Annotated in this window: 22 protein-coding genes and 1 tRNA gene; 9 read left to right on the plus strand and 14 right to left on the minus strand. The window is 63.3% G+C overall.

Annotation, left to right across the window (positions count from 1 at the left end; translation table 11 throughout):
- Window positions 1–18 precede the first annotated feature (18 nt).
- Complete coding sequence (locus tag AC1DX6_RS24760; RefSeq protein ID WP_477318186.1) at window positions 19–822, plus strand: phosphodiesterase; 804 nt, start codon at window positions 19–21, stop codon at window positions 820–822.
- On the opposite strand, the gene AC1DX6_RS24765 is transcribed toward AC1DX6_RS24760, so the two are convergent.
- The 3 genes from AC1DX6_RS24765 to AC1DX6_RS24775 form a co-directional block, all read right to left on the minus strand.
- Window positions 819–1904, minus strand: coding sequence for an ABC transporter ATP-binding protein (locus AC1DX6_RS24765; RefSeq protein ID WP_477318188.1), 1086 nt, complete (start codon window positions 1902–1904; stop codon window positions 819–821). The two genes, AC1DX6_RS24760 and AC1DX6_RS24765, sit on opposite strands and share 4 nt — an antisense overlap.
- On the minus strand, window positions 1901–3409 hold the full coding sequence (locus AC1DX6_RS24770; RefSeq protein WP_477318190.1) for an ABC transporter permease: 1509 nt from the start codon (window positions 3407–3409) through the stop codon (window positions 1901–1903). The genes AC1DX6_RS24765 and AC1DX6_RS24770 overlap by 4 nt, the downstream gene beginning before the upstream one ends.
- 236 nt (window positions 3410–3645) lie before the next feature.
- Window positions 3646–4650: an iron ABC transporter substrate-binding protein gene (locus tag AC1DX6_RS24775; protein ID WP_477318192.1), complete on the minus strand. Its 1005-nt coding sequence runs from the start codon at window positions 4648–4650 to the stop codon at window positions 3646–3648.
- Window positions 4651–4855: 205 nt separating this feature from the next.
- Between AC1DX6_RS24775 and AC1DX6_RS24780 the strand changes: the two genes are divergently transcribed.
- The 3 genes from AC1DX6_RS24780 (at window position 4856) to AC1DX6_RS24790 (ending at window position 8232) form a co-directional block, all read left to right on the plus strand.
- A complete protein-coding gene (locus AC1DX6_RS24780) occupies window positions 4856–5392 on the plus strand; it encodes a sigma-70 family RNA polymerase sigma factor (protein WP_477318194.1) in 537 nt (178 codons plus the stop codon).
- 1 nt (window position 5393) lies between these two features.
- Window positions 5394–6032, plus strand: a complete 639-nt coding sequence (locus AC1DX6_RS24785) for an NrsF family protein (protein ID WP_477318196.1) — start codon at window positions 5394–5396, stop codon at window positions 6030–6032.
- Between the two features lie 142 nt (window positions 6033–6174).
- Complete coding sequence (locus AC1DX6_RS24790; protein WP_477318198.1) at window positions 6175–8232, plus strand: PAS domain S-box protein; 2058 nt, start codon at window positions 6175–6177, stop codon at window positions 8230–8232.
- 29 nt (window positions 8233–8261) lie between these two features.
- Here AC1DX6_RS24790 and AC1DX6_RS24795 read toward each other — a convergent pair whose 3' ends face one another.
- The 7 genes from AC1DX6_RS24795 to AC1DX6_RS24825 all read right to left on the minus strand — a co-directional run bounded on the left by AC1DX6_RS24795 (window position 8262) and on the right by AC1DX6_RS24825 (window position 13640).
- On the minus strand, window positions 8262–9140 hold the full coding sequence (locus tag AC1DX6_RS24795) for a 3-hydroxybutyryl-CoA dehydrogenase (protein WP_477318200.1): 879 nt from the start codon (window positions 9138–9140) through the stop codon (window positions 8262–8264).
- Window positions 9141–9256: 116 nt separating this feature from the next.
- Window positions 9257–10186 carry an electron transfer flavoprotein subunit alpha/FixB family protein gene (locus AC1DX6_RS24800; RefSeq protein WP_477318202.1) on the minus strand — a complete coding sequence of 310 codons (930 nt, stop codon included), beginning with the start codon at window positions 10184–10186 and terminating at the stop codon, window positions 9257–9259.
- A gap of 24 nt (window positions 10187–10210) precedes the next feature.
- Window positions 10211–10960: an electron transfer flavoprotein subunit beta/FixA family protein gene (locus AC1DX6_RS24805; RefSeq protein ID WP_477318204.1), complete on the minus strand. Its 750-nt coding sequence runs from the start codon at window positions 10958–10960 to the stop codon at window positions 10211–10213.
- Between the two features lie 161 nt (window positions 10961–11121).
- Window positions 11122–11919, minus strand: a complete 798-nt coding sequence (locus tag AC1DX6_RS24810) for a rhomboid family intramembrane serine protease (protein ID WP_477318206.1) — start codon at window positions 11917–11919, stop codon at window positions 11122–11124.
- Between the two features lie 28 nt (window positions 11920–11947).
- On the minus strand, window positions 11948–12529 hold the full coding sequence (locus AC1DX6_RS24815) for a cob(I)yrinic acid a,c-diamide adenosyltransferase (protein ID WP_477318208.1): 582 nt from the start codon (window positions 12527–12529) through the stop codon (window positions 11948–11950).
- 28 nt (window positions 12530–12557) lie between these two features.
- Window positions 12558–12749, minus strand: a complete 192-nt coding sequence (locus AC1DX6_RS24820; RefSeq protein ID WP_477318210.1) for a twin transmembrane helix small protein — start codon at window positions 12747–12749, stop codon at window positions 12558–12560.
- A 24-nt stretch (window positions 12750–12773) separates the two neighbouring features.
- Window positions 12774–13640, minus strand: a complete 867-nt coding sequence (locus tag AC1DX6_RS24825; protein ID WP_477318212.1) for an SDR family oxidoreductase — start codon at window positions 13638–13640, stop codon at window positions 12774–12776.
- A 60-nt stretch (window positions 13641–13700) separates the two neighbouring features.
- On the opposite strand from AC1DX6_RS24825, the gene AC1DX6_RS24830 reads away from it, so the two are divergent.
- On the plus strand, window positions 13701–14549 hold the full coding sequence (locus tag AC1DX6_RS24830) for a YihY/virulence factor BrkB family protein (protein WP_477318214.1): 849 nt from the start codon (window positions 13701–13703) through the stop codon (window positions 14547–14549).
- Window positions 14550–14663: 114 nt separating this feature from the next.
- Here the strand turns inward: AC1DX6_RS24830 and AC1DX6_RS24835 are convergent, their stop codons facing one another.
- On the minus strand, window positions 14664–15560 hold the full coding sequence (locus AC1DX6_RS24835; RefSeq protein ID WP_477318216.1) for a DMT family transporter: 897 nt from the start codon (window positions 15558–15560) through the stop codon (window positions 14664–14666).
- Window positions 15561–15747: 187 nt separating this feature from the next.
- Here AC1DX6_RS24835 and AC1DX6_RS24840 point away from each other — a divergent pair, with 187 nt between their 5' ends.
- Complete coding sequence (locus tag AC1DX6_RS24840) at window positions 15748–16035, plus strand: hypothetical protein (RefSeq protein WP_477271037.1); 288 nt, start codon at window positions 15748–15750, stop codon at window positions 16033–16035.
- Window positions 16036–16102: 67 nt separating this feature from the next.
- Here AC1DX6_RS24840 and gluQRS read toward each other — a convergent pair whose 3' ends face one another.
- Window positions 16103–16981 (minus strand): tRNA glutamyl-Q(34) synthetase GluQRS, encoded by an 879-nt coding sequence (gene gluQRS / locus AC1DX6_RS24845; RefSeq protein ID WP_477318218.1) that lies wholly within the window; start codon window positions 16979–16981, stop codon window positions 16103–16105.
- A 74-nt stretch (window positions 16982–17055) separates the two neighbouring features.
- Between gluQRS and AC1DX6_RS24850 the strand changes: the two genes are divergently transcribed.
- Window positions 17056–17697, plus strand: coding sequence for a DNA-3-methyladenine glycosylase family protein (locus AC1DX6_RS24850; protein WP_477318220.1), 642 nt, complete (start codon window positions 17056–17058; stop codon window positions 17695–17697).
- Between the two features lie 128 nt (window positions 17698–17825).
- Window positions 17826–18383 carry an HNH endonuclease gene (locus AC1DX6_RS24855; RefSeq protein ID WP_113192368.1) on the plus strand — a complete coding sequence of 186 codons (558 nt, stop codon included), beginning with the start codon at window positions 17826–17828 and terminating at the stop codon, window positions 18381–18383.
- 152 nt (window positions 18384–18535) lie between these two features.
- Here AC1DX6_RS24855 and AC1DX6_RS24860 read toward each other — a convergent pair whose 3' ends face one another.
- Both AC1DX6_RS24860 and AC1DX6_RS24865 read right to left on the minus strand, forming a co-directional pair.
- The gene (locus AC1DX6_RS24860) at window positions 18536–19054 is read right to left on the minus strand and encodes a disulfide bond formation protein B (protein WP_477318309.1); all 519 of its coding nucleotides are present in this window, start codon (window positions 19052–19054) and stop codon (window positions 18536–18538) included.
- 47 nt (window positions 19055–19101) lie between these two features.
- Window positions 19102–19689 (minus strand): YqaA family protein, encoded by a 588-nt coding sequence (locus AC1DX6_RS24865; RefSeq protein WP_477318222.1) that lies wholly within the window; start codon window positions 19687–19689, stop codon window positions 19102–19104.
- A gap of 180 nt (window positions 19690–19869) precedes the next feature.
- On the opposite strand from AC1DX6_RS24865, the gene AC1DX6_RS24870 reads away from it, so the two are divergent.
- Window positions 19870–19954, plus strand: a tRNA-Leu gene (locus AC1DX6_RS24870).
- The last annotated feature ends 295 nt before the right edge of the window (window positions 19955–20249 follow it).

Below are 20249 nucleotides of genomic sequence, written 5' to 3' on the forward strand. Positions count from 1 at the left end.
CCATGAACGGGTTGTCGAATGAAAATCATCCAGGTCTCGGATCTTCATCTTGGCCGACGCGGCGAGCTTCATTTTGGAGTGGATCTACATGAGCGGCTTGACCGGTGCCTTGCGCACATCAATGCGCATCATGCCGACGCCGCGCTTTGCGTCTTCACCGGCGATCTGACCGACGCCGGCGAGCCCGGCGCCTACGCCGATCTCAAGGCGGCCCTGAACTCGCTTTCGGTGCCGTACCGGCTATTGCCGGGAAACCACGACCAGCGGGCCAACCTTGTTGCCGCTTTTCCCGAGCAGCCGCTCGACGGCAACGGTTTCGTGCAGTCGGACTACGACACGGCTGAAGGATCGTTGCTGTTCCTCGACAGCCTGGCTGAAGGACGCGTCACCGGCGAACTCTGCGACATCAGGCTTGCCTGGCTCGACGCTCGGCTCGGTGAGGCGGCGGGGCGGCAGGCCTACATATTTCTGCATCATCCGCCGGTCGAGCTCGGCCTGCCGCTGCTCGACCCACTCGGACTTGAACAGAAGCAGCGCTTCCTCGACCTTTTGACGCGTCACGGCAATGTCGGCCATATCTTCTTCGGCCACGTCCATCGCGACATTGCCGGCACGGTCGCCGGCATCCCGTTCACCGCGCAGCGCGGCCTGCATGCCCGCTTCATGCTCGACCTGGTCGGCGAGGAGGTGGTCGAGCAGGCGCCGCCGACCTACGGGATCGTTCTCATCGATGCTGCCGCCCGACGGCTCGTCGTGCACAACAACGACTTCCTCGAAAATTGGCCGCTCTGGTCACCGGCGACTGGCGAAAGGGTTTCCTAAGCGCCAAACACGTGCGCCTTGCCCGTCACGGTCAGGCGGACGATCTCGCCGACGGAAGGCGCGTCCATGCCGGGCTTGCGCAGGATCAATGGCGTGTTGCCGATGGCGGCGGCGTCCGGCGGGTCGGGACTGTTGAGCAACCGCACCGCGATGGTGCACATCGAGCCGGCGAATTCGGAGTCCGTTACCTCGCCGAACAGCATGTCCGGCGTGCCCGACATGCCTTCGCGTGACGTTCTTTTCACCTGTATCTGCTCCGGCCGCAGCATGATGCGGGCAAGATCGCGCCGCTCGGTGGTGTCGACGGCGATGCGGCCAAGCGGCGAGTTGGCGAAGCCATCTGATATCTTGGCCGGCAGGATGATGGCCTCGCCGAGGAACTCGGCGATCATCCGGTCTTTCGGCTTGAGATAAAGCTCGCGTGGCGTGCCGATCTGCGAAAACTTGCCGTCGCGCATCACCGCCACCTGGCTGGCGAAGGACAGCGCCTCGGCCTGGTCGTGCGTTACCAGGATGGTGGTGATGCCGGCCGTCTCCAGCAGTTCGGCCACCGCCTTGCGCATCGAGGCGCGCAAGCCGGTATCCAATGCCGAGAACGGCTCGTCGAGCAGCATCAGCCGCGGCTTCATGGCCATGGCGCGGGCCAGGGCGACACGCTGCTGCTGGCCGCCGGAGAGCTCGTGCGGCCGGCGTTTCAGGATCGCCTTGTCGAGCCCGACGATATAGGCGAGCTCGACGATGCGCTCGCTGCGCTTGTCCGCATGGCGGTCCATGCCGAAGCCGATATTGTCGGCGATGGTCAGATGCGGGAACAAGGCTCCGTCCTGCGCCACCACGCCGATGCCGCGGCGATGCGCCGGCACGGCAGCGCCGCCATTGGCCAGCAGCTGGCCGTCGAGCACGATGCGGCCCCGGTCCGGCGCTTCAAAGCCGGCGATCAGCCGCAGCAACGTTGTCTTGCCGCAGCCCGAGGGGCCGACGATCGCGGTGCGGCTGCCGCTGACGACGCTGAGGTCGACGCCGGCCAGTGCGGCCACCGGGCCGTAGTGCTTGTGCACGCCCTCGAGTTCGAGAAAGCTCATCGCCCGGCCATCCGTTTCGACTGGATATAGAGCAGCCAGGTGAGCGGCAGCGACATCGCCACCATGATGAAGGCATACGGTGCGGCCGATGCATAGTCGATCTCGCCGCTGTAGGACCAGAACGCCATCGCCAGCGTACGGGTGCCGTTGGGCGCCAGCATCTGGGTTGCGGTCAGTTCGTTCATGATGCCGAGCGCGACCAGCGCCATGCCGGCCGCCGCCCCCGGCGCCGACAGCCGGATCGTTGTCGACCACAGCGCCTTGAGCGGCGATCGGCCGAGGCTTGATGCGGCGCGTTCGAGCTCGACCGGCGCCTGTGCGATCGAGGCCCGCAGACTGACCAAAGCGCGCGGCAGGAACATCAGGGCATAGGCGACAAGGATGGTGAACAGGGACTGATAGAGCGGCATGGCGATGCGCACGGTGATGGTGACCAGCGCCAGCGCCACGACGACGCCGGGCAGCGAGCCGACGATGTAGTTGCAACCTTCCAGAAGGCGCTGCAGCGGTCCCGGCGCGCGGATCGAGATCCACGCCATCGGCATGGCGGCTATCGTTGCGAGCAGCGCACCGGCGAGCGCCAGGAACAGCGTCTGGCCGAGGGCCAGTCCGATCTCGTCGAGGCGCCAGACTTCGGCGCCACCCGCCGCAAGCCAGCGGCCAATGGTGACGAAAGGCACACCGATCGCCAGCAGCGAAGTGATGATAGGCAGCGCCAGGCAAGGGATGGTGTAGCTGCCGAGGTTGGTGCGTTGCTGGTGGCGCGCGGCGCCCGAGCCGACGCGGGCATAGCGTTCCTCGCCGCGCACCAGCACCTCCAGGCCGAGCAGCACGAAGCAGCACGTCACCAGAACGCCGGCCAGCATGTTGGCGGCGGGACCGTTGAAGGTCGACTGGAACTGGTCGACGATCGCCGTGGTGAAGGTGTCGAAGCGGATGAAGACGTAGAGCCCATATTCGGCCAGCAAATGCAGGCCGACCAGCAGCGAACCGCCACACAAAGCAAGCCTGAGCTGCGGCAGCACGACTCGGGCGAACACGCGCCATGGGCCGAGGCCGAGCGCTGCCGCGGCGTCCTCAAGAGCGGGATCGAGACGCCGCAGCGCCGCCGCCACCGGCAGATAGAGGAACGGGAAATAGGCGATGACGGAAACCAGGACGCCGGCCCACAGGCCGTGCAATCCCGGCACCAGGCTGATCCAGGCGTAGGAGTGCACGAAGGCTGGGATGGCGAGCGGCGCGACCGCCAGCCAGGCCCACAGGCGGGCACCCGGCAGATCGCTGCGCTCGGTCAGCCAGGCCAGCGCCACCGACAGCACGATGGCGATCGGCACGGCCAGTGCCACCAGCAGCACGGTGTTGACCAGAAGTTCGCCGACGCGCGGCCGAAAGACCAGCCCGGCTACCGTTTCCCAGCCGGTCTGCACCGCGATCCAGATGATGAAGGCAAGCGGCATCAGGGAGAACAGCGAGATCAGAATGGCGACGAGCACTATCCAGGACATCGACTGCCGCCGCGTCGATCGCCCCGCGCCCCTGTCGGCCGGTGAACGTGCAAGATCGGCAGCAGCCATCAGCTCAGACGCCGCGCCGTTGCCGCCCGGTGGCGGGAGCGACTGAGGGACCGCGGGCGCGGCCGAAAACGCAGCGTGTCGTCATGAACCAATGCCATCTCGAAAACAGAGCGCTCCTGTGGATTGCCGCAGGAGCGCAGTCGTTGCCCTTTTAGGACGAACGCGGACTAAAGCAAGCCGGCTGCCGTCATCAGATCGGTCACCTTCTTCGAGTTCAGCGTCGTCGGATCGATCTTCGGCGCTTGCAGATCGGCCAGCGGCACCAGTTTCGGATTGGACTGCGCACCCTTGCCGACGGCGTATTCGAAGGAATTGCCGGTCTTCAGCACCTCCTGGCCACCCTTGCCGGTCACCCATTTCAGGAAGGCCTGGGCTTCCTTCTGGTGCTTGCTCGAGGCCAGCACGCCACCGCCGGAAATCGAGACGAAAGCGCCCGGATCCTGGTTCTTGAAATAGTGCAGCGCGACGTTCTTGCTGTTCTCGCCGGTCTTGGCCTGATCGCCGAAATAGTAATAGTGATAGATCACGCCGCCTTCGATCTCGCCGGCATTGACTGCCTTCATCACCGTGCTGTTGCCCTTGTAGGCGGTGAAGTTCTCCTTCATTGCCTTCAGCCAGTCCGCCGTGGCGGGCTCGCCCTTGAGCTGCAAAAGTGCGCTGACGATCGCCTGGAAATCGGCGCCCGAGGGCGAAGCGGCCCAGCGGCCTTTCCAGGCGGGATCGGCGAGATCAAGCATCGATTTGGGCAATTGGTCGGCGGTCAGCTTGGTCTTGTTGTAGGCAAAGACGGTGCTGCGCGCGGCGACGCCGACCCATTTGCCGCTGGCCGGCTGGAAATCCTGGGGAACCTGCGCCAGCGTGTCGGCATCGACCGGCGCAAACAGGCCTGACGTCTCGACCAGCACCATGGCCGGTGAGTTTTCGGTCAGGAACACGTCTGCCGGCGAAGCGGCGCCTTCGGCGACGATCTGGTTGGAGAAATCGCTGTCGCCGCCATTGCGGACGGTGACCTTGATGCCGGTTTCCTTGGTGAAGCCTTCCGCCCAGGCCTTGGTCAGGCTCTCATGCTGGGCGTTGTAGACGACGATGCCGTCCTGCGCGGTCGCCGGACCGGCGATCAGGCTGATTGCCAGCGCGGTGGCACCGGCAAGGGTGGAAAGGGCATATTTCATGGGCATCGTCCTCGATCTCGATGGTCTTTGGTTTGGCACGGCTGCACCTATCAATACCTGATTATCATAGTCAACATTGATGGGCTGCTTCAATCGGTCGCCGGGCGCAACCTTTCGTGATTTCCCAACAGTTTGGCTTGGACATTATTTCGCCGGCCACGTAACAAATCAGCGCCGAGGCGCGAACATCGGGGAGTGAACTCTTGTGACCGGCAAGGACGAGGCCGAACTCTCCCGGCTGCTACGGGCCGCGATTGCGGGAGACGAAAGGGCTTACGCCGACTTTCTGCACCGGATCGCTGCTCTCGTTCGCGGCTTCGCCCGGCGCAAGATCGTACAGGGCGGAGTCGACCCCGAGGATGTCGTGCAGGAAACCTTGCTGGCCATTCATGTGAAACGGCATACTTGGCGCGATGACGCGCCGGTCCTGCCGTGGGTCTACGCCATAGCGCGTTTCAAACTGATCGATGCTTTCCGGCGGCGCGGGCGGCGCGTCGAGATCGAGATCGACGACATCGCCGAAACCTTTGCCGAGCCGGAAGCGGAGACCGTCAGCGAGCGCGACATCAACCGGGCGCTGGACGGCCTGCCGCCGGCGCAACGCTCGGTGGTCTCGGCCGTATCGGTCGAAGGCCGTTCCATCGGCGAGACGGCGGCGAAATTCGGCATCACCGAGACGGCGGTGCGTGTGTCGCTGCATCGCGGGCTTGCCGCCATTGCCAAGCGATTCGGGCGGGAATGACATGAGGACCGACGATCTCATCAAGGCGCTCGACGCCGATGCAAGCAGCAAGGCGATGCCGTTGCGCTCGGCCTGGTGGGTGGCTGCCGGTGCGGCAGTGGTGATCGCGGCAGTGGTTTTCTGGCTGACCATCGGCCCGCGTCACGATATCGCGACGGCCATGCATACGATGCGCTTCCTCGCCAAATTCGTCTTCACCATCACGCTTGCCATCAGCGCCTTTGTCTTCATTCGCAGGCTCTCGACACCCGGCGCCTCGACAGGTCGGGCGGCGGCCTGGATGATCGCCGCACCACTGCTTGTGGTCGTGGCCGTCATTCTGGAACTTTTCGCGGTGCCGCAGGCGGAGTGGGGCACGCGCATGGTCGGCTCCAATATGATGATCTGCATGGCGTTCATCCCGCTGATCGGCATCGGCCCGCTCGCCGTCTTCCTGTGGATGCTGCGCTATGGCGCGCCGACACGACCGGTGCTTGCCGGCGCAGTGGCCGGCCTGCTTGCCGGCGGGCTGTCGGCGACCTTCTATGCCGCGCATTGTTTCGACGATTCGCCGCTTTTCGTCGCCACCTGGTACACGATCGCGATCGTCATCCTTGCCGGGCTCGGTGGACTCGGCGGGCGGCTCTTCGTGCGCTGGTAAGAGGCCGCGATCGGCGCCGACAGACACCGATCCTTAATCATGCCGGCAATTGTTTGCGGGCAAACCATACCAGCGGAACCGCCGGCGCAACCTTTCCTTAAAATCGATCATTCAGGGTTTTTGCGGGGACATGCGACTATGCATGGGGATCGCACACATCGTGACATGGCAGGAATTGAAGGGCTTGAGATCTGACCGGCACGCAGTTCTGGCGTTGCTGGTGGTCATTTTTTTCGCGACGGCAGCATCGATCCTGTTGTCGCGGCTGAACGTCAGTGCCGAAGCCTTGAGGCTCTGCCTGCAGATAGCGGTCGCCATAGCCGCGGGCGCGGTTTTCCTTCTGGCCCTGTTCATCCGCCGGGTCAGGGACGATCACCGGCAGATCGCCGAGAGCGAGCAGCGCTTCCGCCGCGCCATGGAAGATTCGGCGATCGGCGTTGTCATCGTCGGCCTCGATGGGCGCATTGTGCAGACCAATCCCGCCTTTGCCGCCATGCTCGGCTATACCCGCGAGGAGATCGAGGCGCTGACCTTCTTCCAGATCACGCATCCTGACGATCTGCAGATCGGCAAGGAAACGATGGAGAAAATGAGAGAGGGCAAGGTCGATTCCTACCACTTCGAAAAGCGCTACCTCAAGAAGGACGGAACGCCGGTGTGGGCCCACCTCGCCGGCTCCGTCATCCGCGAAGAAGGCAGCGGCCGTCCGCTCTACCTCGTTTCCCAGATCGAGGACATCGATGCGCGCAAGCAATCGGAGGCGCGCATAGCCGAGGCCGAGACGCGCTGGAATTTCGCGCTGGCCAGCGCCGGCCAGGGCGTCTGGGACCTCGACATGCGCAAAGGCGGCACGACCTATTCCTCGACCTGGGTGAGCATGCTGGGTTACGCGGACGGCGAGCTGGATGGCGACCCTGATCTCTGGCTGACGATGATCCATCCGGACGATCGCGAAACCGTCGCCAAGGCCGACAGCGCCCATCTGGAAGGCAAGACGCAGTATTTCGAAGCTGAATTCAGGATGCGCCACAAGGACGGCCACTGGATCTGGATCCTCGATCGGGGCAAGGCGCTGGAGCGCGACGATGAAGGGCACCTGATCCGGGCCATCGGCAGCCTGACCGACATCACCCAGCGCAAGGAAGCTGAAGAGCGCCTCATCGTCTCGGCGGCGATGCTGGCCGATGAAAAGGAGCGGCTGCGGGTAACGCTGCAATCGATCGGCGACGCCGTCATTTGCACGGATGCGGCAAACCGCGTCACCTTCATGAATCCGATTGCCGAAAAGCTGACCGGCGTTGAAGGCCGCGAGGCACTCGGCAAGACGCTCGGCCATGTCTATTGGGCGGTCGACGAGGAAACCGGGCAACGGATCGGCGTGGCGCGGCCTGCGATCAACAGCCCCGGCCCGGCCGACCAGAACAGCCGCGCCGTGCTCATCCGCCGCGACGACACGCGCTGCAGCATCCGCCAGGTCGTGTCGCCGATCATGAACGAGCGCAATGAGTTTTGCGGACTGGTGATCGTCTTTCAGGATTTTACCGATGCGCGCGCCTTGCAGCGCCAGCTCGCCTACGCCGCAGCCCATGACGCGCTCACCGGCCTTGCCAACCGCTCGAGCTTCATCCGCACGATGGAGGAACTGGTCGATCAGAGTCGTAAGGCCGGTGCGGCAGACACGACAGGGTCGGTCGGGGGCACGACAAACCCGGCCCGGGGCACGACAAACTCGGCCCGGGGCAGCGAGCATCAGTTCATGTTCATCGATCTCGACCATTTCAAGCTGGTCAACGACACCGGCGGTCACGCCGCGGGCGATGCCTTGCTCAAGCGGGTTGCCGATGCCATCCGCGGTGCCCTTGGTCCCGAAGACATTGTTGCCCGCCTCGGCGGCGACGAATTCGCGGTGATCCTGAAGTCGGGTTCGTCGATCCGCGCAAAGACTGCCGCGCGATCGATCATCGATGCGATCCGCGGCTTGAGTTTTGCCTGGGACGGCCGCCACCATTCGATCGGCGCCAGCATCGGGCTGGCCCCGATCCGCGCCGGCTACGGCGAAGTCGACGAAATCATCGCGCGGGCCGATGCCGCTTGCTATGCAGCCAAGGCTGCGGGCCGCGGATGTGTTTCCATGGCGCCGGACGAGAACGGCACGAGCGACAAGACAGAGGCGCCGACGCCGCTCGCCGTGGCATCGTAGGCGACGCGCGGCTTCCTGTTTTTGATGTTTCAGCGCGTCGGGACGGGATGCTCGCCGCGATAGTCGTAAAAGCCGCGCCCGGTCTTACGGCCGAGCCAGCCGGCCTCAACATATTTCACCAGCAGCGGGCAGGGGCGGTATTTCGAATCCGACAGGCCGTCATGCAGCACCTGCATGATCGACAGGCAGGTGTCGAGTCCGATGAAATCGGCAAGCTGCAGCGGTCCCATCGGATGGTTGGCGCCAAGCCGCATGGCGGTGTCGATGGCGTCGACCGAGCCGACACCCTCGTAGAGCGTGTAGATCGCCTCGTTGATCATCGGCAACAGGATGCGGTTGACGATGAAGGCCGGGAAATCCTCCGAGACCGTGATCGTCTTGTCGAGCTGCTTTACATAGGTCTTGGCCGCCTCGAAGGTCTGGTCCTCCGTGGCAATGCCGCGCACCAGTTCGACCAGTTTCATCAGCGGCACCGGATTCATGAAATGTATGCCGATGAAGCGTTCCGGCCGGTCGGTCTGCGCGGCGAGCCGGGTGATCGAGATCGACGAGGTGTTCGTCGCCAGGATGGCTTCCGGGTTGAGCTGCGGACAGAGCTGGGCGTAGATCTTGCGCTTGACCGTCTCGTCTTCGGTCGCCGCCTCGATCACCAGATCGGCACCGGCAAGATCAGCCATGGCCGGCGCTGCCGAAATGCGCGCCATCGCATCATTTCGGACCTTTTCGTCAAGCTTGCCGGAGCCAACCTGACGCGCCATGTTGCCACTGACGGTAGCAATGCCCTTTTCGATGCGGTCGGGCGAAATGTCGTAGATCAGCACCTTGAATCCGGAGAGCGCGGAGACATGGGCGATGCCACCGCCCATCTGGCCCGCGCCGATGATGCCGATCGTCTCGATCTTGCCCATTACACCGATCCCGTCATATGGCCTTTGCGGCCTGCTTTTGTGCGGTGCAAACTAAAAGGGCGGGGCGACTTCGTCTACCCCGCCCCTCACTATTTAATACGCTTTGCCAGAAAGCGTCAAAGCGCCTTTTGCAGTTCCGGCAGAATGACGAAAAGGTCGCCGACGAGGCCGTAGTCGGCAACCTGGAAGATCGGCGCCTCCTCGTCCTTGTTGATGGCGACGATGACCTTGGAGTCCTTCATACCGGCAAGGTGCTGGATGGCGCCGGAGATGCCGACGGCGATGTAGAGGTCGGGAGCGACCACCTTGCCGGTCTGGCCGACCTGCCAGTCGTTGGGCGCATAGCCGGCGTCGACTGCGGCGCGCGAGGCGCCGACGGCGGCACCGAGCTTGTCGGCGACGGGCAGGATGACTTCCTGGAATTTCTCCGCCGAACCCAGCGCACGGCCACCCGAGATGATGATCTTGGCCGAGGTCAGCTCCGGACGGTCAGTGTCGGAGAGCTTGTTCTCGACGAAGGAGGACAGGCCGGGATTGGCGGCCGCCTTGACGGTCTCGACCGCGGCCGAGCCGCCCTCGGGCGCCGCCTGGAAGGAGGCGGTGCGCACCGTGATCACCTTCTTGGCGTCGGTCGACTGCACCGTCTGGATGGCATTGCCGGCATAGATCGGCCGCTTGAAGGTGTCGGGCGACACGATCTCGATAATCTCGGACACCTGCGCCACATCAAGCAGGGCCGCGACGCGCGGCGCGACATTCTTGCCCGACGAGGTCGCCGGGGCGATGATGGTGTCGTAGGCGCCGGCCAGCGAAACAACGAGTGCCGCCGTCGGTTCGGCGAGGCGCTCGGCAAGCTCATCGGCTTCAGCGAGCAGCACCTTGGTCACGCCCTTGAGCTTGGCCGCTGCGTCAGCGGCGCCCTTGGCGCCCTTGCCGGCCACCAGCACGTGGACGTCCGAACCGATCTGCAGGGCTGCAGAGAGCGCCTTGGCGGTTTGGTCGGAAAGGGTTGCGTTGTCGTGTTCGGCAATCAGAAGAATAGCCATGTTCTTGTCTCCTTTTCCGATCGCTTACAGCACGCCGGCTTCGTTCTTGAGCTTGTCGACCAGTTCGGCGACGCTCTTGACCTTGACGCCCGCCTTGCGGCCGCTCGGCTCCTCGGTCTTGATCACTTTCAGCCGCGGCTTGACGTCGGCGCCGTAGTCGGCCGGGGTCTTCTCGTCGAGCTGCTTCTTCTTGGCCTTCATGATGTTGGGCAAGGAGGCATAGCGCGGCTGGTTGAGGCGAAGGTCGGCGGTCACGATCGCCGGCATCTTCAATTCCACCGTCTGCAGGCCGCCGTCGACTTCGCGCGTCACCTTGGCCTTGTCGCCGTCGATCACGACTTTGGAAGCGAAAGTGCCCTGCGCCCAGCCCAGAAGGGCTGCCAGCATCTGGCCGGTCTGGTTCGAATCGTCGTCGATCGCCTGTTTGCCGAGGATGACGAGGCCGGGCTGTTCGGCGTCGACGACGCCCTTCAGCACCTTGGCGACGCCGAGCGGCTCGGTCTGCTCATCGGTCTTGACCAGAATGGCGCGGTCGGCGCCCATGGCGAGCGCGGTGCGCAAGGTTTCCTGCGCCTGCTGCGGTCCGATCGAGACGACGATGATCTCCTCAGCCTTGCCGGCCTCCTTCAGCCGGATCGCCTCTTCAACCGCGATTTCGTCGAACGGGTTCATCGCCATCTTGACGTTGGCCAGTTCCACCGCCGAACCGTCGGCCTTGACGCGAACCTTAACATTCGCATCCACAACCCGCTTCACGGGCACAAGGATCTTCATTTCCTGTCACCTCTTTCAAGATAGTTGGGCGCGCTATAGCAGCGTGGACCCCTTCAGAGTTGTCGAAAGCCGACATTCCAGACGGAATTCTTGCCGGATGGTGGCGCTTCCGTAGTTGCGCCAACCCTGCTCGTCAATATCCGAACCCTACTCAAATCGGTTCAGTCCGGGCCGGAAGCGCTGCCTCGACCCCAGCGTGGCGCCGGCTGAGCAGCGGGCGGCTGGCTTGCGGCCGGCTCGACGGCAACGGGCTGGTCCGCGGCTACAGTGGGCTCGTCGTCACCGGCAAGCAACGGCACGCCGCGGCTGCGCATAATGAGCACCAGCACGCCGCCGGCAATGATGCCGCCGATATGGCAGGCCCAGGAAATCTGGTTTTCGCCGCCGGCTGCAAACATCACCACCTGGAACCCGATCCACAGGATGAGCGGGATGAAGGCCGGGATGCGCAGCGGAATGCGGGCAAAGACCAGCACCCATACTTTCACCCTGGGATAGAGGATCAGATAGGCGGCGACCACGCCGGCGATGGCGCCCGAGGCGCCGATCAGCGGCACTTGCGAGTCCCACGCCACCAGACCCTGGAAAGCGGCTCCCGCGATGGCGCACAGGAGGTAGAAGATGAGGTAGCGGATATGGCCGAGCGCGTCCTCGACATTGTCGCCGAACACCCACAGGAACAGCATGTTGCCGCCGAGGTGGAAAATGTCGGCATGCAGGAAGGCATAGGTGAGGTAGCTCAGGCTTTCGGGAATGACGACGAATTGCGGCGCCAGTTCCACCTTGTCGTGAACGACGGACGGAATGAAACCGAGACCGAGCACGGCGGCATTGTTGAAATCCTCACCGCCGAGGGCGGTGACGAGATAAATGAGCGTGTTGAGCGCGATCAGGCCGATCGTCACATATTGCAGCCTGATATGGCGCAGCCTGTTGGTGTCGTAGAGCGGGATGAACATTCAGGGACCCCTCCCGCCTCGGCAAAATTCAGCGGTTCTTGCCGGGAATCCATAACACGTCGGCGTTTCCATTGTCATTGACCGCACGTGCGGCGACAAACAGAAAGTCCGATACGCGGTTGATGTATTTGATGCCCTCGCGGTTGACATGCTCGCGCGGGTCCTGCGCCAGCGCCACCATGATGCGTTCGGCCCGTCGCGCCACTGTGCGGGCGAGGTGGAGGGCGGCGGCCGCCGGCGTGCCGCCGTTCAGCACGAAGGATTTGAGCGGCTCAAGGTCCTTGTTGAGGAGGTCGATGTCCTTTTCGATGCGGTCGGTCTGCGAGGCGATGATACGCAGCGGCTCGTAGCCGAGCGGCTTGCCGTCGTCGGGCACGGCGAGATCGGCGCCGAGGTCGAAAAGGTCGTTCTGGATGCGGCCGAGCATCGCGTCGATCGACGGATGGCTTGTCGCGGTGTGGACGCGGGCCATGCCGATGCAGGCATTGGTTTCATCGACCGTGCCATAGGCGTCGATGCGTGGATCGGATTTCAGCCGCCGTTCACCGCTGCCGAGACCGGTGGTGCCGTCGTCGCCGGTGCGGGTGTAGATCTTGTTGAGCTTGACCATGCTCTGCCTCCCGAGTCGGCTGGTGCCGTCATTTGCGGGTGAAATACACCGCCAGCAGGATCAGCGCCAATGCCACGGCCTGCAGCAGCACGCGCGCCTGCATCAGCTTGTTCGAGGTCACGCCGGAGCCGCCGCGCATCATGTTAATGAGACCGCGTATAAGCACGATCACCACGGCGACCATGACGAGGACGGCGAGGACATTGAAGACGGTTGCCATAGTCTGTTTCCAGTTTGATTGCGTTCAGGCGCGTTTGGCAAGCATGCGGTAGAGCGCCGATGCCGGCAGAAGGCGTTTGAGCATGACGCCGATTTTAGCCGGCACTGTTACCACATAGTGCGGGTGCGGGCGCCGCGACAGAAGCGCATGGCGCAAGGCCACCTGAACCACCTCCGGTCCGGGTTTTAGCCGCGATATGCTGCCGCCGGCCCGCAGCCGGGCCAGCTGAGCCTCGTAGGCGACGCGGTGAACGGAGTTTTCGTGGTCGATGTTTTTCAGGAACCACAACAATCCATTGCTGGCGATTTTCGACGTCACCGGTCCCGGTTCGATCAGCGAGACATGGATGCCGCTGCCCTGTAGCTCCTGATACATGCACAGCATCAAGCCTTCGATCGCGTGCTTCGAGGCCGAATAGGCGCCGCGAAAGGGTAGAGGCGTCAGCCCGAGGATCGAGGAACAGTGGACAAGGCGGCCATGGCCCTGGCGGCGCATGACCGGCACGATACGGCGGGTGAGGTCATGCCAGCCGAAGACATTGGCCTCGAATTGTTCTCTCAGTGCTGCAACCGGCAGGTCTTCGACCGCGCCGGGTTGCGCATAGGCGCCATTGTTGAAAAGCGCATCGAGCCGTCCGCCCGTCCGCTCCAGTACGGACGCCACCAGTGCCTCGATGGATCTGGGCTCGCGGTAGTCGAGATAAAACGCCTCGATGCCGTCGGTTTCGAGGGCGGCGATATCACCCGGCCGGCGCGCCGTGGCGAACACGCGCCAGCCTTCCGCCTTGAGCGCCCGGGCGCAATACGCCCCTATCCCGGAAGAGGCGCCGGTGACGATGATGGTGCGCAACTCCTGCGCCGGAGAAATCGTGGTTTGACCAAGGGTTGCCATTTGCCACAATCACTTCCCATATTCGCGGCGTCGAGACAATCGAAGGGAACGCGGCTGTTGATGCGGAAGATCGTCGTGCTGCGCCGCGTGCTCTATGACGCGCTCGGCCATTTCAACACCGACGACGGCTGGGCGATGGCCAGTCATCTGGCGATCACCTCGCTGATGGCGCTGTTCCCGTTCCTGATCTTCGCCACGACGCTGGCGAGCTTCCTGGGTGCGCAGGCGTTTTCCGACACGGCCGTGCACCTGGTCTTCGACACCTGGCCCGAGCAGATCGCCAAGCCGATCGCGCGCGAAGTGCTCAACGTGCTGACCGTCAGGCGCACCGACCTTTTGACCTACGGCGTGGTGCTTGCCGCCTATTTTGCCTCCAACGGTATCGAGGCGCTGCGCACCTCGCTCAACCGCGCCTATCGCGTCTCGGAAACGCGCGGCATCATCTATCGCCGGGTGCAGAGCATCATCTTCGTGCTGATCGCCACGGCGGGGTTCCTGGCGATCAGCGTGCTTTTGGTGTTCGCGCCGCTGCTGGCACGGCTCGCCGAAGCCCATATCGAAGGGATCAAGCCCTATATGGGGACCATCACGCTATGGCGTTTCGTCATCGCCTCGGTGGTCATTGTCGGCGGGCTGTTTGCCGTGCATTTCTGGCTGCCGGCGGGCAAGCGTCGCCTTGTCTCGATCGTGCCCGGCATCATCTTCACGCTGGCGGCATGGCTTGTCGGTTCGACCGTCTTTGCCAGTTATCTCGATCACTTCTCGTCCTATGTGACGACCTATGCCGGCCTTGCCTCGATCATGATCGCGGTGGTGTTCCTGTATATGCTCTCTGCCATCTTCATCCTCGGCGGCGAGCTCAACGCCGCGATCAGCCGCTATCTGGAAGCGCGTGCACGGGTCGGGTGAGTCGGTAGCGGATGGGTTGAGGAATTGGAGAATTGAGGAACTGAGGAACTGAGGAACTGAGGGCCTTATCTGGCGCTGTGTGATTTTTCTCCAATTCTCCAATTCTCCAATTCGTCAATTCTGCAATTCCTCAGTTCTCCCCTTGGCCGGCCGAGCCGTGGCCAGGCCGACGCCGAGCGTTGCGATCGCCATGCCGACAAGCTGCACCCGGTTGAGTTGTTCGCCGAACAGCGCCCAGGCGATGACAGCGGTGACGGCCGGAACCAGATAGAACAGCGACGCGACTTTCGACATCTCGCCGTCGCGGATCATCACCATCAAAAGGAAGATGGCGCCGATCGACAGCACCAGCACCAGCCAGGCCATGGCAAAGATCAGTTCGCCGTTGATGATGACCGTGTGTGTCTCGAAGGCGAGCGAGGCCAGGGCCATCAGCGCGGCGCCGCCGACATATTGCCACATGGTCGCGGCCACCAGGTCGCCACCGGAGGCGAAGCGCTTCTGCCAGACGGTGCCGGCACTCATGCCCAGAACCGAAACAATCGAGGCGACCAGGGTTTCGGCCGTCACGCCGCCGCCGAGAGCGCCAAGCTTCGGCCAAAGCACAATGATCACCCCGAGCAGGCCGACAGCGAGGCCGACCCAATGGCGCGGCAGGATGGCTTCGCCGAGAAACCTGCCGGCGAGCACCGCCGTGATCAGCGGCTGCAAGCCGACGATCAGCGCCGAAAGCCCGGCCGGCATCCCCCTGTGGATCGCCCAGAACACGGCGCCGAGATAGATGCCATGCATCAGGACACCGGCAACCGTGGCGTGGAGCGCTTCCGTGGGTGTCGCTCGCTTGGAGCCAAGCACGATCATCAGGCCGGCCAGCAGGACGGTTGCCAGGACGAAACGCACCGCCAGGAAGGTGAAGGGTTCGGCCCATGGCATGGCATAGCGCGCACCGATGAAGCCGGTTGCCCACAGGACGACAAAGGACGCGGGGATGAGCCGCTTGAGACTGTGCATTTTAAGGGGGCGCCCGTGTTCGGTGAAAATGTGTTCGGTAAAGAGTCGACTACCGCGATTGCTCTAATGCTGTTCATTGCGGCAAGCAAAACGAAACAATTGATTTATAAGCTCATTCGAATTTAACCGGTGGCGTCAGGACTGCCGGTTGATCCCGGCGTTTCGGCTTCGACAGGAGCGGGCAGGCATGCTGTTGCATCTCGACACAAGCTGGTTGCTGATGACGGTCGCGTCCGTCGCTGTTTTCGGTTTCTTCTTCGGCGCGGCGCTCGATGCCATCATGAAGGAAGACGGTTTCGGCTCCAGCGGCAACACGCTGTTGTTCACCTTCGGCTTCTTCTTCGCAATCATGGTCGCGAATGAACATGGCATCAGCCTGAAAGATCTCAAGCTCGCGGTGGCGTGGGGCCTGGGCGGCGCCTTCACCTTCATCAGCGTGCTGGCGCTGGTCAAGGCGGGGCTGGCCCGCTGGTAACGGGTATGTCGATATTCAGGTGATGCCGGCCTGCGAATGGCTGATACCCGCGCTTCCACCGAAACAGCTAGAGAAGTCCGACCAGTCGCCTGACATCGTCAGGCGATGCACCTGCCTCGCGTTGCGCGGCAAGTCCGGCATCGCCAAGGCTCTTCGACAGCTTTCGTCCGTCCGGTCCGAGGATGAGGCGATGGTGAAAATATCTTGGCTGCGGCAGGCCGAGAATGTTCTGCAGCAGGCGCTGCACGCCGGTGGCGGAAAACAGGTCCTGGCCGCGCACGACGTGGCTGATGCCTTGCAGCGCGTCGTCGACGACGACGGCGAGATGGTAGCTGGTCGGGATCTCGCGGCGCGCCACGATCACGTCGCCCCAGTCCCGCGGCCGGGCTTCTATCGTTCGGGTTGAAGAAAGCGTCGCGTCGGAAAACTCGGTCCATGACAAGTCCTCGCCGACGCGCGCCAACGCTGCCTCGACGTCCAGCCGCCAGGCGAAGGGCGCATTTTCGGCGATCCGCCGCTTGCGCTCCTTGATCGGCAACGCCTTGTCCGCGGCGGGATAATGCGGCACGCCATCCGGGTCGCGCGGCCAGCCACGACCGCGGCTTTCGCTGTCGGCGATGAAGGCCCTGATGTCGCCCCGGCTCATGAAGGCGGGGTAGACGAGCTCTTCCTGGATCAACCGGTCGAGCACCGCCTCATACTCGGCGAAATGATCGGACTGACGACGCACCGGTTCTTCCCAGCCGAGGCCGAGCCATTTGAGGTCGCGAAAGATGCCAGCTTCGAATGCCGGGGTGCAGCGCGTCGTGTCGATGTCCTCGATGCGCAGCAACAGGCGTCCGCCCGCCGCCGTTGCCAATTTTTGATTGAGCAGCGCCGAATAGGCGTGGCCGAGATGCAGTTCGCCATTCGGGCTTGGTGCGAAGCGGAATGTCAGGAGCGTCATCTCTCAAGCAGCAATCGGATTGTGCAGCAGTTTCGCCAATTGCTACGCTGGGCTCAGTGCAGGAACAAGCAAACATGCAACGCATCGCCAACCTCGACGACGTCGCGCGAGGCCTGGACGCGCTTTGCCTCATCGACCCGCGCCTGGAAAAAGTGCGTGGCATGGCCGGCGAGGTGCCGCTGCGGCTCTCGGAGCCGGGATTTCGAAGTCTGGCGTCAATCATCGTCTCGCAGCAAGTGTCCCGCGCGAGCGCCGATGCCATTTTCGGCCGACTGACGAAACTCGTCGATCCGCTGACGCCGCAAGCCATCCTTGCCGCCGATGAAGCGATGTTTCGCGAGGCCGGGCTGTCGCGGCCGAAGCAGCGCGGCTTGATCGCCATTGCCCAGGCCGTGGTCGACGGCCTCGACCTCGATCACCTCTGCCGGCTCGACGCCGGCGAGGCGATTGCGGCGATGACCGCAGTGCCGGGCATCGGCCCATGGACGGCGGAAGTCTATCTTCTGTTTGCCGCCGGACACCCCGATGTTTTCCCCGCGCGGGACGTCGCACTACAAACGGCGGTCGGTCACGCGCTCGGCATCGAGCCGCGTCCGCCGGAGAAAACACTGATCGCATTGGCCGAATCATGGAGCCCGTGGCGAGGTGTCGCATCGCGACTTTTCTGGGCCTATTATCGTGAGCTGAAGGGCAGGGACGCCGCGCCTCCCGCCTGAATCCGCAAAAAAGCTTTGAAATCATGCGTTTTTGAGGCTTCGGACGAGCGACAATCCGCTTCACATCCCTGTCATGTCGGGCTTACAGTATCCGCGCCGATCGGTTCTTGAACTAGGAGGTCAACAAGGTGACGGTTGCCGTATCTCCGGATGGGCTCCCAGCGCTGGTGCTGAATGCGGATTACCGTCCGCTCAGCTATTACCCCCTGTCGCTCTGGTCGTGGCAGGACGCCATCAAGGCGGTGTTCCTCGACCGGGTCAACATCGTCGCCGAATACGAGCACGCGGTGTCCTCGCCGACCTTCTCGATGAGGTTGCCGAGCGTCGTTAGCTTGAAGGCCTATGTGAAGCCGTCCAGGCATCCGGCCTTCACCCGCTTCAACGTCTTCCTGCGCGATCGTTTCCAGTGCCAGTATTGCGGCACGCCCGAAGACCTGACCTTCGACCACGTCATTCCCCGCCATCGTGGCGGTGCCACGACGTGGGAGAATGTCGTTGCTGCCTGCTCGCCCTGCAATCTGAGGAAGGGCGGCATGATGCCGGCGCACGCCAAGATGTGGCCACTGCAAAAGCCCTATCAGCCGACGGTGCACGATCTGCACAATAACGGCCGCCTGTTCCCGCCCAACCATCTGCATGAAAGCTGGATGGATTATCTCTACTGGGATGTCGAACTGGAACCGTAGAGTTCGGCAGAAATCCGCGAGCCCGGTCGTCTGGCGCAGCTTTCTGCGCTTCCGGTGCTCACGTACTTAAGTACGCTCCGCTCCGGTTCTCGAAAGCCGCGCCAGCCGTTCCGGGCTGGCGAATTTCTGGACGAACTCTGCGTCGCGCCTGATCAGTCCCGAGAGAAGGCGCCGCGGAAGGCGACGGCGGCGAGGATGAAGCTGGCGATGGCGTTCCAGCCGGCCAGCGACAGGCCGAGGATGCGCAGCGCCGCCTTGTCGCAGGAAGGCGGAACGAATTTGTCGAGCGCGTCGAGCACGCCCTTGCCGCCGGTGTCCACCGGTCCAGCGCCCGCGGTACAATCGGTCGGACCTGCCCACCACGCCCATTCGACACCCGAGTGATAGACGCCGAGATAGAGGCCGTAGAGCATCAGCAGGCCGCCAATGCCGAGCAGCACGCGGGTCAGCCATGCGGGCGCGTGCAGCACCGAGGCAACCACGGCCAGCAGCATCAGCGGCGCGCCGATATAATAGGGGGTGCGTTGCTCCAGGCAGAGATGGCAGGGGATGTAGCCGCCAGTATGCTGGAAGGCCAGTGCCGAGCCGACTGTCGCGGCCATGGCGACGGCGAGAAACAAGGCTGTTCGTGTCCGCTGGCGTCCGGCGTCGGCATCCATGGTCGCTGTCATTGTTTGTTCGTCCATTGAGTTCGCCGCCCGCCCAAAAGCATCCTTGCTCAGAAAGCGTATTTGACGAGGATATAGAGCAAAATCAGGGCAGCGGCCGCGGCGCCCGCGATCAAACCGAGGCGCTTTTCGATGAATTCGCGGATCGGCTCGCCATAGTGGCGCAGCAGCCAGGCCAAAAGCAGGAAGCGGCCGCCGCGGGCGACGATGGCCAGCAGGATGAACAGAAGTAACGGCACGCCGATGACGCCGGACAGGATCGTCACAACCTTGATCGGCGGCAAATGGGCGGCACCCGAGGTGATCAGCATCAGGATGATGAAGCCTGTGCCCGCCCCCGCGCGCAACGCTTCGAACTCGTCATACTTGCCGTAGAATTCCAGGATCGGTCGGGCGACGGCATCATAGGCATAGTGGCCGATGAACCAGCCGGCGATGCCGCCGAGAACCGAAGCGACGGTGGCGATCAGCGCATAGCGGTAGGCGCGATCCGGCCGCGACAGCGCCATCGGCAAGAACAGCACATCGGCCGGCACCAGGAAGACGGAGCTTTCGACGAAAGCGATGAAGGCCAGCCACCATTCGGCGGATTTTCTTGCCGCCAGCGACAAGGTCCAGTCGTAAAGTCCGCGAAGCATCGGCACTCCCTGTGGCATGCGCCGTTTGTCTAGAAAGATTTTCCGCGCTGCACAATGGCCGCGACCTCACGAAAGCGAAAGGTGAGGTTTTGACGCAAGCCCGCATCGATGGAGAATTGGCCAGTTGACGAACAGGCCTCCAACCGTATAGTCCGCGCCCATCCAGGCCTTGCAGCCTGAGCCCCTATGGCGGAATTGGTAGACGCGCTCGACTCAAAATCGAGTTCCGCAAGGAGTGCTGGTTCGATTCCGGCTAGGGGCACCAATTCTCTACTGGAAATGGCCTATTTCCAGTAGGATAAAGGAACACGGTGGATCTTGATCCACCCAGAAATCCACCTTGGACTGCCTCGTTGGCACCCTCTATGACGGGTCGCGTCCAGCCTGGACCTTGGCCGACAAGGCGAAGGCATCCGTCATCAGATTGACCAATCCCGCTTACCCCATTTGCCGGCCTCACCACCTCTAAGCGCGAACGTCTGGTGTGATGCCTGATACAAAAGCACCGCCACGGTGGCGTCAGCCGGTTACACAGGGCAGGAAATATCTCCGACCTTCTG

It is taken from the genome of Mesorhizobium sp. P2_C4, assembly GCF_056404575.1.